Consider the following 13,457-nt stretch of genomic DNA (forward strand, 5'->3'; position numbering starts at 1 on the left):
CCGGACTGTGGACACGTCACTGCCGGGCCCAGGTGGCGGCGCCGTCGACCAGGTGCAGTTCGCGGTCGCAGAGCGCGGCCGCCTCCGGGTCGTGGGTGGCCAGCACCACCGTCGCGCCCCGGTCCGCCTCGGCGCGGAGCAGCTCCAGCACCTTCTGCCGGTTGGCCGCGTCGAGTTCGCTGGTCACCTCGTCGGCCAGCACCACCTCGCCGTGCAGGGCCAGACCGCGGGCGATCGCGGCACGCTGCTGCTGGCCGCCGGAGAGCTCCTCGATCAGCTGATTCGCCTGCCCGGCCAAGCCGACCGCGGCCAGCGCGTCGGCGGTCCGGCGGCGGGCGTCGGCCGGCGACCCGCCGGTCGCGATCACCGCCACCGAGATGTTCTCGGCCGCGGTCAGGATCGCCGCCAGCCCGTTCTCCTGCGGGATCAGCACCACTCCGCGGCCGACCGCGGCGTCCCGGTCGCCGAGCGGCTCGCCGGCCACCGTCACCGCCCCGGTGCGGGGCGCCAGCAGCCCGGCCATCGCGCTCAGCAAGGTCGTCTTCCCGGCTCCGGAAGTTCCGGTGATCGCGAGCACCTCACCGGGGCGGGCGCTGACCGTCACGTCGCGCAGCACCGGCTCCCCCGTCCCGTAGCCCAGGTCCACCGACGCCAGGTCCACCGAAGTCATCCGTTCCTCCCGTTCACGGTCTTCGATTCGATGCGGTTGCGCAGATCGCGCCCGGTGGCCAGGGCCACCAGGAAGAGCACCGCGGCCACCGTGCCGCAGGCGGCCAGCACGGCGCCGGGGCGCGGCCAGGCGGGCAGCGGCAGGTCCGGCGGGGTGAGCCCGGCCAGCGGCAGGGTCCACCCGGTCAGCGCCCAGACGCCGACCGCCACCACCAGGCCGACCACGGTCGCGGCGAAGACCAGGATCGCGTACGTCCAGAGCGTCGCCCGCCCGGTGGCGCCCCGGCCCAGTCCCTGGACCCGCAGCGCGGTCAGGTCGTCCACCCGCCGCCCCCGGTCCACCGCCGCGGCCAGCACCAGCGCGCCGGCCCCGAGCAGCACGGCCAGCCCGGCCGCCAGCACGTGGAACCAGAGCGCCAGCGCCGGGCCCTGGGCGGCGAGCCGCAGCCGGGTCAGGCCGGCCCGGTGATCACCGGTGACGGTCAGCCCCTGCGCGGACAGCCGGTCCACGATGTCCGGCGGGGCCCGGTCGTTCAGCCACACCTGGGGCAGCTGCGCCAGGGCCGCGTCCACCGCGACCCGGTCGGCGTACTCCAGGTCGACCAGCGTGCCGTGCCGGCCGAGCAGCGGCACCGCGGGCAGCCCGGCGATCGGCACGGCCGGCAGCGGGCCGGCGTCCAGGCCGGTCAGCATCGCGCCGGGCGGCAGCGGGCCGGCGTGCGCGACCGGCAGCGGCCACGGCGTGTCGACCGGCTGCACCCAGGCCGCCGCGGACAGCCCGCCGGCGGCGTCCACGTCGATCCGCAGCCCGGCCGGGTCGGCGGTCAGGCTGCCGTTCGCGGCCATCCGCCACCGGCCCGGGTCGCGCAGCTGCCCGGCCGGCACCGCGGTGGTCACCGGGTTCACCGTGCCCAGCTCGTGCAGCACCACCCGGCCGGTGATGCCGAGCGCGGTGCCGACCGCGGTCAGCCCGATTCCGTTGAGCCGGCAGCGGCCCCGGCACACCGGCACCCGCTGCTGGTAGACCCGCCGGCCCGGCTGGAGCAGGCCGAGCTGCACCTCGGTGTCGCCGCGCCCGTCGAGCGCGGTGAGCGCCACGCTGAGCCGCAGCCGCTTGCCCGCCTCCAGGCCGGTGGTGGTGGCGGTCACGCTGATGTCGGTGCCGTCGAAGACCGGCGGGTCGGCCGCCGCCGGGCGCAGCCGGTCGGCCACGTCCCGCACGGCGGGCGCACCGGCCGGCCAGTCGGCGACCGCGGCCAGCCGGGGGCTGTCCACCGCCAGGCCGGACGGCACGGTCGGGCCGCCGCTGGGCAGCCGGCTGACCGCCATCGCGAACTCGCCGTGCTCGTCGACGGCGCGGACCGCGGCGAGCAGCTGCTGCCGGTAGACCGGGCCGACGTCGAGCACCCGGGCGGCGCCGGTGCCGAGGTCCGCCTCGACGTCCCGGCCGCGGGCCGCGGTGTCCACCCCGCAGGCCGCGTAACCGGCCACCCCGACGGTGGCCACCAGCAGCGCGAACAGGCGTTCGGCGCCGGCCCGGCGGGACAGCTGGAAGCCGGCCAGGGCGGTGCCGGGGCGGCCGCGGCGCAGCGCCCGGGCCGCCCAGCGGGTCACCACCGGCACCAGCAGCCGGGCCGCGACCAGCGCGAACGCCAGGATCAGCAGGGCCGGGGCGAACAGCCCGAGGCCGGTCAACGAGCCGTTCGAGACGGCCAGCTGGATCCCGGCGACCACGGCGAGGACCACCACCACCGCCTCGGTGATCAGCACCCGGCGGCCGCGCCGGACCGGGTTGCGGCGCAACAGCGTGCTGACCGGGCTGAGCAGCTGGCGACGCTGGGCGGCGACGGCGGCGGCCAGCGCGGCGACCGCGGCGAGCGGGGCGTACCGCAGCGAGGACCAGCCGGGGTCGACGCCGACGCCCGGGAACCGATTCGCCGCCACCGCGTTGACCAGCAGCTGGCCGGCCAGGCAGCCGAGCAGGGCGCCGGTCAGCACGGCGACCAGGCTCTCCCCGGTGGCCAGCCACCACCGGGTCCACCAGCGCGAACCGCGCAGCGCGACCACGGCCAGCTCGTCCTGCCGGCCCTCGGCGCCGTAGCCGACCGCCAGGAAGATGCTGAAGCAGGCGAGCAGCACCAGCGGCACGGCGAGCACCGGGACCAGCTGGCGGGCGGCGGCCCGGCCGGCGTCGATCCGGTCCAGCAGGCCGGGCAGGCCGGTGCTGAACTGCACCCCGGAGCCGAGCTTGCCCGCCGTGTCGCCGAGCCGGTCGATCCCGGCGCGCAGGTCGCCGAGCCGGTCCACGTCGAGCACGTCCGGCCCGGCCATGCCGTCGATCGACACGTCGGTGCCCGGGTGGTCCATCGCCGCCACGGTCGCCATCAGGGTGAAGACCGGCTCACCCGGCCCGCGCCCGGGCGTCGCGGTGAAGTAGCCGTGCGTGCCCCAGTACGGCTCGCCCGCGTCCCGGACGGCGTAGGTGCCGACCACGGTCAGCCGTTGCGGGATCGCCGCCGGCACGTACCCCGGGGTCTGCGGGTCGTTGTTGAACCGGGCCCCGGTGAGCGTCACCGGATCACCCGGCCGCAGGCCGAGCCGGGCCGCGGTGCGCTCGCCGAGCAGCAACTCGCCCTCGCCGGCCGGGCAGCGGCCGGCCCGGACCGTCAGGTGCTCGCAGACGCCCTGCCGGAAGACCATCCGGGAGGCGAACTCCAGGCTCGGCTCGATGCCGACGGCCGGGTACTCACTGGCGTAGACGTAGTCGAACCCGGGCAGGTCGACCAGCGCGGCGGCGACCGCGGTGAAGTCCACCGGCGGCGGGGCGGCCGGGTCGGCGCCGGCCTGCGCGCTCAGCGACGCGGAGATGCTCAGGCCCAGCTCGCCGGGGGCCGCGGTGGCGATCTGCCCGGCCGCGACCGCCCGGTCCGCGGCGATCAGGTAGGCCGGCGCGGCCACCGCCGAGGCGACCGCCAGCACCGCGAGCAGGGCCAGAGTGACGGCCTGGCCGCGGCGCCGCCAGACCATGGCCAGGACGAGGCCGGTCACAGCCCGGCCCGCAGTCGCCGGACGAGCGGCTGGACGGCCAGCCAGCCGGTCAGGCCGAGGAGGGCGGAAGCGGTCACCAGGCCGAGGCCCAGGGCCGCGCCGCCGAGCACCGGGGGCAGCGGCAGCACGTCCCAGCCGTCGGTGAACGCGGGCACCCGGGTGCCGGTCAGCGGCCCGGTGAGCAGCGCGGCGACGGTGCCGCCGAGGAGCCCGGCGAGGATCGGGGCGGCGGTTCCGGCGTAGCCGACGGTGACCGCGACCCGGGTGGCCAGACCCTGCACCCGGAGGGCACGCAGCTGGTCCCCGGCGCTCCGCCGGTCCACCGCGGCGGCCACCGCGCAGGTCGCGGCCGCCAGCAGCAGCGCGGCCCCGCCGGCGAGCAGCCCGAACCGGGTCACCGCGGCCGGTCCCTGCTGCCCCAGCCGGGCGAACCGGCCGGCCCGGGTGCTGTCCCCGGTGACCTGCAGCCCGGCCGTGGTGAGCGCGGTGACCAGGCGGTCCGGCGCGCCCGCGGCCAGCCAGACCTGGTAGTCGCCGGGCGGCTCGGCGTCGCCGGTCAGCCGCCGCAGCGCGTCGAGATCGGTGAGCACGCCGGACCGGCCGAGCACCGGCAGCGCCGGCAGCCGGTCCCGGACGCTGATCGGAATCGGACCGTTGCCGAGTTGGAGGACCGGGTCGTCGAGCTGCCAGCCGGTCGGTCCCGGCCCGGCCAGCAGCACCGGCAGCGGCAGCGTGACGTCCGCCGCCCAGGCCTCCGCGCCGGCCACCGGCAGCCGCATCGCGTTCCGGTCCGGGGCCAGCCGCAACGCACCGTCCGCGGTGGAGACGTCCAGCGCGGCGCCGGCCGTGCCGGCCCGCCACCGCAGCACATCACCGAGTTCGGCCGGGCCGAGCAGGTTCGCCGCCGGGTTCGCCTGGGACATGTCGCGGACGACCACCGCGCTCCCGTCCGGCGCCGCCCCGGCCTCCTCGCCCGACGCGCCGGCCCCGGTCACCGTCCAGCGGACGATCCGGCAGCCGGGCGCCGTGGCGCAGCCCTTCACCGGCGCGCTGACCTGCTGCTCCCCCGCCCGCAGCACGCCGAACGGCACCGGCACCGGCACCCCGTTCCGGTCCTGCCGGAGGGTGAGCGTGAGCCGCACCGGAGCCGGGCCGTCCCGCCGCACCCGCACGGTCAGCCGGTCCCCGGTCACCAGCGGCAGCCCCGGGCCGGCGTCCCCGGTTCCGGGCGGCGTCACGTCCAGCGGACCGTGGTCGGCCACCGCGGCGAACCGCGCGCTGTCCACCGACAGCACCCGCGGCTCACTGGTGGTGTCGACCACCACGGCCATCGCGGTGGTGCCACCCGGGTCGGCCGCGCGCACCGCGGTGAGCAGCGCGGTCCGGTTCGCCGCCTGCACCCGCAGCACCCGCGGCGCGCCCTGCTCGGCGACGCTGCGGTCGTCCCGGGCGGCCCGCTCGCCGGCCCACGCGCCGGCCGCCGAGAGGAACACCGCGACCGCCACCACCAGCAGCGCGACCACCCGGTCGGTGCCCGGCTGCCGGGACACCCGCAGCGCGGTGAGCCCGGCCGCCAGCCGGCCGCCGCGCACCCAGGCGGCGCCGCCCCGGTCCGCGGCCCGGGTGAGCAGCCGGGCCAGCAGCAGTGCCACGGCCAGCGCGAGCAGGGCCGGGGCGGCCCGGGCCAGGCCGGCCTCGGCGCCACCGGCCCGGGACTGGTAGACGGCCGCCGCGGCGACCGCCACCAGCAGCAGGTCGACCAGGCCGGAGCGCCAGCCGGAGGTGGCCGCGGCGCCGGCTCCGCGCAGCAGGTCGGGCACCGGCCGGCGGAGCACCAGCGCCTCCAGGACGGCGAGCACCAGCAGGCCGCCGAGCAGCACGGCGGCCACCGCGACGGCGGACAGCAGCAGCGCGGTCCGCTGGTCGTCGGGGCTGGTCACCGGACCGGCCAGGGTCCGGGCCAGCAGGTATCCGGCGGGCGCGCCGAGCAGCGCGCCGGCCAGCAGCGGCACCAGGTGCTGGCCCCAGACCAGGCGCAGCGTGCCGAGCCGGGTGGAGCCGCGCAGTTTCAGCAGGGCGGCGTCGGCGCGCCGGTCCCGGCCGGTGTAGCGGCCGGCCAGCCCGATCGCGAACCAGGTGAGGATCAGCGTCTGCACGGCGGCGGTGGCCACCCCGTCGCGGATCGTCTGCCGGTCCCGGTGCAGGGTGACGAGCAGGCCGGCGCTGGTGGTGACCAGGCGGACCTTGGCGGCAGCCAGCCGGGCGTCGGCCTGCCGCAGCTCGGCGGCCAGGTCGAAGCCGCCGGCGCCGCGGAAGAGCCGGTCCGGGATCTGGCCGTCGAGGGTGAGCGTGGGCGCCTGGAGCACCTCGGCGGCGAACGTCGACAGTGGCGTGAAGGCCGGATCGAGGCCCTGGTCCTTGCGGTAGAGCGAGTCGCTCCAGTAGGGACCGTCCGGCTCGACCGTCGTGTACCGGGCCACCACGGTCAGCACGAGCGGGTCCTGCCCCGGGTTGTTGACCAGGGCCAGCCGGTCGCCGAGGCCGAGTCCGAGGCGTTGCGCGGCGTCCCGGCTGATCGCCGCCTCGCCCGGCCGGCGCGGGCACGGCCCGTCCAGGGTGGCCCGGTCGCAGAACTGCTCGCGGTAGGCGGCGGCGAGCACCGGCGAGGCCGGGGCGCTCCCCACGTTCAGCGGCTTGACCAGGCCGAAGACCGGCTCCTCCAGGGCGAACGGGAGCTTCGGGCGTACCGAGGCCTGGAAGTCCTCCAGGGCCCCGGCGGCGTCGCCATCGGTGATCGCGCCCTGCCGGAGGGACAGCATCCGCTGCGCCGCGGGCGCGGCGGCCAGATCCGCCTCGGCGGCGCGGGCGGTGGCGGCCGCCGCATACCAGGGGCCGGCCGCGGCGACCGCGGTGGCCACGACGGTCAGCGCCAGAATGGTGAGCACCTGCGCGGTCCGGGTCCGCACGGCACCGAGAACGAGCGCAAGCATCCATCACCCCCGATTCACCGGGACGGTACTACAACCAGCCTCGTTTCTTCAGGTAGAAGTAGAGCGCGCCGGCCGAGACGACGATCAGCGTCAGGCTCTGCACGAATCCCCAGAACTTCCCGAAACCGGGGTAGGGCAGGTTCTGTCCGAAATAGCCGGTGAGCGCGGTCGGCACCGCGATGATCGCGGCCCAGGCGGCCAGCTTGCGGGTGACGTCGTTGAGCACGTTGCTCTGCTCGGCGAGGTCGGCGTCGAGCAGCTCGTTGATCCGGGTGAGCGAGTGCTCGATCGACTCGACGGTCCGCTTGGCGTGGTCCTCGACGTCCCGGTAATACGGCTTCAGATGGTCGTTGACCAGCTCGATCTCGGCCTTGTTCACCTCGTTGACCACGTCCGGCATGGGCGCCACCGCCCGGCGCAGCGCGGCCAGCGCGCGGCGTTGCGCGAAACCCCGCCGGCGCACCGGCCGGGGCGCGCCACCCTCGCCGAGCATCACGTCCTCGACCGCGTCCATCGCCTCGTCGATCTGCCGGGCCGCCGCGTACTGCCCGTCGACGACCAGGTCGAGCAGGCCGTAGACCAGGTAGTTGACGCCACCCTGGACGGCCAGGTCCGGTTCGCTGTCCCAGCGCTCGACCAGCCGCCGCACGTCGGAGGGGGCCTTGCGGACCGTGATCAGCACGCGCCGGGTGACGAACGCGCTGATCTCGGCCTTGTGCGCCTGCGGCCCGGCGTCGGCGGGCCGGTACTCGACCGCGTAGACGTTGACGAACAGGTGACCGGGATAGTGGTCCAGCTTGGGCCGTTCGTGCTCGCCGAGCGCGTCCTCGACGGCGAGCGGGTGCAGCTGGAACTCGGCGGCGACGGCCGCCAGATCGGCTTCCTGCGGCTGGTAGAGATCGACCCAGGCGAACGACTCGGGATGCTCGCGCAGGTGGCCGGCGAGCGCGTCGAACGGGAAATCCTGCTCGATCACCCGGCCCCGTTCGTAGAGCCGGGTCTGCACCGGACAGGAGATCACTGTGGTCACCGTCCCACTATGCCCGTAGGGAAACCGGCATACCATGAGCCGTGACTTGGCTCGATCAACTGCTGACCTCGTTCTACACCGCCAAGTGGCAGGTGACCCCGGACCAGGCGATCTACTGGCGGGAGATCGTCGGGAACGCCTTCGGGCTCGGGTCGGCGCTGTTCGGCCTGCGCCGCAACGCGTGGGCCTGGCCGGTCGGGATCGTCGGCAACGTGCTGCTGTTCACCGTCTTCCTCGGCCAGGCGCTCGGCAACGACCAGGGCACCCCGCTCTACGGTCAGGCGGCCCGCCAGGTGTTCTTCCTGATCACCAGCGTCTACGGCTGGTGGCGCTGGCAGCGCAACCGGCGGATCGACCACGGCACCGCGGTGGTCCCGCACTGGGCCGGCCACCGGCAACGCCTGATCTTCATCCCGGCGGCGCTGGCCGCGGTGGTCGGCTGCTTCTTCGTCTTCCGCGCGATCGGCGCCGGTTTCCCGGTCCCGTGGTGGTACTACCTGGCCGACTCGTGGATCTTCGTGGGCTCGATGCTGGCGACCTTCGCGATGGCCCGTGGCTGGGTGGAGTTCTGGCTCTGCTGGATCGCCGTCGACCTGGTCGGCGTCCCCGAGCTGCTGCACTTCGGCTACTACCCGTCAGCGGTGCTCTACGCGGTCTACGCGGGCTTCGTCATCTGGGGTTTCGTCGTCTGGCTGCGGATCTCCCGCCGCTTCGAAGCGGGTCAGGACCAGGTGTACGCCCACGCCGGCGGCTAGCCCCCAGAACGCCGAGCCGACGTGCGCCACGGTCATCCCGGACGCGGTCGCGGCCAGCGTGACCAGCGCGCCCTCCCGGGCCGGTTTGTCCTCCAGCGCGCCGGCCAGGCTGCCCAGCAGCGCGCCCAGCAGGGCCACCCCGCAGACCGCGGCGACCAGCGGTTTCGGCAGCGCGGTGAAGAAGCCGACCAGGCCGGTGCCGAGGAACCCGCAGACCAGGTAGAAGGCGCCGCAGGCCACCCCGGCCCAGTAGCGCTGCCGCGGGTTCGGGTGGGCCTGCTCGCTGGTGCAGATCGCCGCGGTGATCGCGGCCAGGTTGATCCCGTGGCTGCCGAACGGCGCGAACAGCACCGAGGTGAGCCCGGTGCCGGTGAGCAGCAGCCGGTCATCCGGCTGATAACCACTGCTTTTCAGTACGGCCAGACCGGGCGCGTTCTGCGAGGCCATCGTCACGATCAGCAGCGGCAGACCGATGCTGACCAGCGCCGACCAGTTGAGGGTCGGCACGGTCAGGTGCGGCAGGGTGAGGCTCGGACGGATCCCGCCGAGGTGCAGGTCGTGCCCGACGGCGGCGGCCGCGGTGCCGGCCACCAGGGCGAGCAGCACCGCGTAGGTGGGCAGCAGACGCCGGCCCAGGAAGTACCCGGCGAGCACCGCGAGCACGATCGCCGGCGCGCCGGGGAGCTGGCGGAACGCGTCCAGGGCGAACGGCAGCAGGATGCCGGCCAGCATCGCCGAGATGATCCCGGACGGGACCTTGGCGAGGATCCGGCCGAACAGGCCGGAGAAGCCGAGAATCGTCATCCCGATCGCGGCGAACAGGAACGCGCCGACCGCGTCCGAGTACTTGTACGCGCTCAGCGAGCCGACCAGCAGGGCGGCGCCCGGCGTGGACCAGGCGGTGATCACCGGCTGCCGGGCGAGCAGGCTCAGCACCAGGCCGGACAGGCCGCTGCCGATGGCGATCGCCCAGACCCACGAGGTGGTCTGGGCGGTGGTCAGATGCGCGGCCGAGGCGGCGGTGAGCACCACCGCGAACGGGCCGGAGAACGAGACCAGGACCGCGATCAGTCCGGCCACCAGGGCGCTTACCTTCACCGCAGGAGTCGAACACGTCCGGTCCGACTCCTGCGGTCCGGGTCTCAGACCGTCTCAAGCACAGGGACCACCAGGGGCTCCGGGGCGGGCCGGGCCTTGCGCAGCATCCACAGGCTGACCGGGACCCCGACCAGCACCAGCCCCGCGGCGACGACCAGGGAGAACTGGTAGCCGACCAGGTAGCGGTGCAGCTCGGTGCCGGTCGCGGCGCCGGCCCGGTTGCTCAGGATGGCACCGAGCACGGTCACCCCGAGCAGGCCGAACACCTCGCGGGAGACGTTGAGCATGCCGGAGGCGACACCGGCCCGCTCGGCCGGCAGGGCGCCGACCACCACCTGGCTGAGCGGGATGAGCAGGCCGCCGCCGACGCCGTAGAGGGCGAACCAGGGCAGCAGGTCGAGATAGGCGGTGCCCTCGCCGTACTGGGCGATGCCGGCGATCGCGGCGCCCATCACCAGCAGACCGAAAGCGGTCACCCGAGCGACGCCGAAACGGGCCTCGAACCGCGGCGCCAGGATCGCGCCGACCGCGGTGATCAGGGCCAGCGGGACGAAGCCGGCGCCCGCCTCGGTGGGCGAGAATCCGAGCACGTTCTGCAGGTAGATGGCCATGTAGAAGTAGATGCCGAAGACGCCGAAGGCCCACAGCCCCATGGCCAGCAGGCCACCGGTGAACATCCGCAGCCGGAAGAAGGCCAGGTTCACCATCGAGTCGGCGGTGCGGGCCTGCTGCACGACGAACGCGGCGGCGGCCACGGCGGCGACCGCGAACGACCCGAGGATCAGGGTGGAGGTCCAGCCCTCGCTGTCCCCCTCGATCAGGGCGTAGGTCAGGGCGAAGAGCGCGAGCGAGGACGTGGCCAGGCCGATCGGGTCCATCCGCCGCACCAGGTTGGTCCGCTCGGCGGGCCGGCCGGCCGGCATGGTGGCCAGCGAGAGCGCCAGGGTGGCCACGCCGATCGGCAGGTTGATCAGGAAGATCCAGCCCCAGGAGACGTGCTCGGCGAGCACGCCGCCGGTGAGCGGGCCGATGGCCAGGGCGAGCGCGCCGACCGCACCCCAGATGCCGATCGCGGTACTGCGCTCCTTCGGGTCCGGGAACAGCTCCTGAAGCAGCGCGAGGGCGGCCGGCGAGAGCAGCGCGGCGCCGATGCCCTGCGCGGCCCGGGCGCCGATCAGCAGCTCCTGGGTGCCGGCCAGACCGGCGGCGACCGACGCCACGGTGAAGATCCCGAGGCCGGCGAGGAACACCACGCGGTGGCCCAGGACGTCGCCGATCCGGCCGCCGGCCAGCAGCAGGCCGGCGAAGACCAGGATGTACGCGCTGGTGATCCATTCCAGGCCGGAGATGCTCAGGTCGAGCTCCCGCTGGATGCTCGGCAACGCGACGTTGACCACGTTGTTGTCGAGGTAGGTCATGAAGGTGCCGAGCGCGACCGCGACCAGCGCCCACCACCGACGGTTCTTCTCCATCAGTCCATCTCCCCTGTACGTCGTACCTGTACGGCGTCCTTGTACGTTGTACATGTACCTCGTACATGAGACCTGTACGTTGTATGGTTGTCAAGTGACTCCGGCAGAACGACTCAGCAAGGCGGCCGTGGCCGAGCGCGCGCTGCGCCTCGGTGACGAGGAGGGCCTGGACGCCATCACCATCCGCCGCCTGGCCAAAGAGCTGGGCGTGACACCGATGGCGCTGTACTGGCACTTCAAGAACAAGGACGAGTTGCTGCTGGGCGTGGTCGACCACGTGCTCAGCGGGGTCCGGGCGGACCGCAGCGCCGGCGATCCGTGGCAGAAACAGCTGCGCGCGATCGTCGAGACGGTGGTCGACGTGATGCGCGCCCACCCGTGCCTGCCGGACCTGCTGCACGCGGCGGACAAGACCCAGGCGGACAGCTTCACCCGGGCCACCAACGACACGCTGGCGCTGCTGGCCGACGCGGGCTTCGCCGTCGAGGAGTCCTACTGGATCGCGATGTACCTGCTGAACGGGGCGATGGGCCTGGTCGCCGGCCAGCCCGACTGCCCGGCCAGCGTCCCGCCGGAGCAGGCCGAGGAGTGGCGCCGCCAGAAACGCGTCACCCTGGAGTGCCTCCCGGCCGACAAGTTCCCCATGATGATCGAGTTCGCGAAGACCTACCAGCGCCCGCCGGACGTCGAGCGCTACTACACCTTCGGCCTCGACCTGCTGATGTCCGCCGTGGAGTCGATGGCCACCGGGACTCGCTGACATCTCCGGCTTGCGGCCGCCAGAACCATCCCCGCTGCCGCGAGGCCGCCTGCCCGCTTCCGGATCCTTTCCGGGTACGACTCGTAGCCCGGTGTCCGTCGGCGCGCGAGACCGCGGCCCACTCCGGACCGCGGCGCGTGTCGTGCGGGTCCGCTCGGCGCACGCGACGCCGCGGCCCACTCACGGCCGGGACGCGCCCCAGGAGCCGGCTGGGCCTGACGGGTGTCTCCGGGCGCGCGAGACACCCCTCAGGCCCAGCCGCGGAGCGGGAGCGGCGGGGACTACTGCGCGTAGGTGGAGAGGAACGTGCGGATGCGGCCGACGGCGTCGTCCAGGACCTCGGTGGGGGCCAGGAAGACCAGGCGGAAGTGGTCCGGGGTGTCGATGTTGAAGCCGGTGCCGTGGGAGATCAGGAGGTGCTGCTGTTCGAGGAGGTCGATGACCATCCGCTCGTCGTCGTGGATCTTGTGCACCTCGGGGTCGAGGCGGGCGAAGAGGTAGAGGGCGCCGGACGGCTTGACGCAGTCGACGCCCGGGATCGAGACGAGTTCGCGCCAGGCGTGGTCGCGCTGTTCGAGGATGCGGCCGCCGGGGCGGATCAGCTCCTCGATGCTCTGGTAGCCGCCGAGCGCGGTCTGGATGGCGTGCTGGGCCGGCACGTTCGGGCAGAGGCGCATGTTGGCGAGCATCTGCAGGCCGTCCAGATAGTCCGCGTCACCGCCGGGGAAACCGCTGGTGGCGAGCCAGCCGGAGCGGAAGCCGGCGGCGCGGTAGGTTTTCGACAGGCCGCCCATGCTGACCACCGGCACGTCCGGGGCGAGCGCCGCGAGGGTGTGGTGCCGCGCTCCGCCGAACAGGATCTTGTCGTAGATCTCGTCCGCGAAGATCATCAGGTGGTGCCTGCGGGCCAGCTCGATCATGCCGAGCAGGGTCTCCTCGGAGTAGACCGCGCCGGTCGGATTGTTCGGGTTGATCACCACCAGGGCCCGGGTGCGCTCGGTGATCCGGGACGCCAGGTGCTCCAGGTCGGGCTGCCAGCCGGTGCTCTCGTCGCAGCGGTAGTGCACCGCCCGGCCGCTGCACAGGTTCACCGCGCCGGTCCACAGCGGATAGTCCGGGCTCGGCACCAGCACCTCGTCGCCGGTGTCCAGCAGCGCCTGCAAGGACATCACGATCAGCTCGGAGACGCCGTTGCCGAGCATCACGTCGTCCGGCTGCACGCTGGTCACGCCCTGGTTCTGGTAGTACTGCGCGACCGCGACCCGGGCCGAGTAGATGCCCCGCGCGTCGCTGTACCCCTGCGCGTCCACCAGGTTGTGGATCACGTCCGCCATGATCGGCTCGGGGGTGGCCAGGCCCCACGGGGCCGGGTTGCCCAGGTTGAGCTTGAGGATCCGGTGCCCGGCGGCTTCCAGCTCCTGTGCCCGGCGCAGCACCGGGCCCCGGATGTCGTACCGGACACTCTTCAGCCGCTGCGCCTGACGCATCGAAACTCCTCCACCTCGGCATACCCGGAACCACTCGGCATACCCCGGGAACGATGCCAGCCCGAGTCGACTTCCTCCAGCGAACCACCCGACAAAAAGCCGCTGGCCTGGCATTGGACCCGACCCGGACGTCCCGGATGGTGAGCGC

The 13,457-nt window shown here is 74.2% G+C and carries 9 protein-coding genes; 2 read left to right on the forward strand and 7 right to left on the reverse strand.

Annotated elements, in window-relative coordinates; genetic code table 11:
- Positions 1-16: 16 nt before the first annotated feature.
- From BJY16_RS45955 to BJY16_RS45970, 4 genes are read right to left on the reverse strand one after another with little or no spacing between them, the layout of a single operon-like run.
- Positions 17-670, reverse strand: a complete 654-nt coding sequence (locus BJY16_RS45955) for an ABC transporter ATP-binding protein (RefSeq protein ID WP_185046117.1) — start codon at positions 668-670, stop codon at positions 17-19.
- Positions 667-3,717 (reverse strand): FtsX-like permease family protein, encoded by a 3,051-nt coding sequence (locus tag BJY16_RS45960; RefSeq protein WP_185046118.1) that lies wholly within the window; start codon positions 3,715-3,717, stop codon positions 667-669. The genes BJY16_RS45955 and BJY16_RS45960 overlap by 4 nt, the downstream gene beginning before the upstream one ends.
- Complete coding sequence (locus BJY16_RS45965) at positions 3,714-6,707, reverse strand: FtsX-like permease family protein (protein ID WP_185046119.1); 2,994 nt, start codon at positions 6,705-6,707, stop codon at positions 3,714-3,716. Before BJY16_RS45965 ends, BJY16_RS45960 begins: the two co-directional genes overlap by 4 nt.
- Before the next feature lie 28 nt (positions 6,708-6,735).
- Positions 6,736-7,737, reverse strand: coding sequence for a magnesium transporter CorA family protein (locus BJY16_RS45970; RefSeq protein ID WP_239176899.1), 1,002 nt, complete (start codon positions 7,735-7,737; stop codon positions 6,736-6,738).
- A gap of 59 nt (positions 7,738-7,796) precedes the next feature.
- On the opposite strand from BJY16_RS45970, the gene BJY16_RS45975 reads away from it, so the two are divergent.
- On the forward strand, positions 7,797-8,492 hold the full coding sequence (locus BJY16_RS45975) for a nicotinamide mononucleotide transporter family protein (protein ID WP_221503482.1): 696 nt from the start codon (positions 7,797-7,799) through the stop codon (positions 8,490-8,492).
- On the opposite strand, the gene BJY16_RS45980 is transcribed toward BJY16_RS45975, so the two are convergent.
- Both BJY16_RS45980 and BJY16_RS45985 read right to left on the reverse strand, forming a co-directional pair.
- Positions 8,373-9,590: a benzoate/H(+) symporter BenE family transporter gene (locus BJY16_RS45980; RefSeq protein ID WP_185046122.1), complete on the reverse strand. Its 1,218-nt coding sequence runs from the start codon at positions 9,588-9,590 to the stop codon at positions 8,373-8,375. The two genes, BJY16_RS45975 and BJY16_RS45980, sit on opposite strands and share 120 nt — an antisense overlap.
- Positions 9,591-9,634: 44 nt before the next feature.
- Positions 9,635-11,062, reverse strand: a complete 1,428-nt coding sequence (locus BJY16_RS45985) for an MFS transporter (protein WP_185046123.1) — start codon at positions 11,060-11,062, stop codon at positions 9,635-9,637.
- Positions 11,063-11,156: 94 nt separating this feature from the next.
- On the opposite strand from BJY16_RS45985, the gene BJY16_RS45990 reads away from it, so the two are divergent.
- Complete coding sequence (locus tag BJY16_RS45990; protein WP_239176901.1) at positions 11,157-11,822, forward strand: TetR/AcrR family transcriptional regulator; 666 nt, start codon at positions 11,157-11,159, stop codon at positions 11,820-11,822.
- Between the two features lie 281 nt (positions 11,823-12,103).
- Here the strand turns inward: BJY16_RS45990 and BJY16_RS45995 are convergent, their stop codons facing one another.
- Entirely contained in the window at positions 12,104-13,309 is a 1,206-nt protein-coding gene (locus tag BJY16_RS45995; protein ID WP_185046125.1) for a pyridoxal phosphate-dependent aminotransferase, read from the reverse strand.
- Between the last annotated feature and the right edge of the window lie 148 nt (positions 13,310-13,457).

Source organism: Actinoplanes octamycinicus (assembly GCF_014205225.1).
Classification (GTDB): Bacteria; Actinomycetota; Actinomycetes; order Mycobacteriales; family Micromonosporaceae; genus Actinoplanes; species Actinoplanes octamycinicus.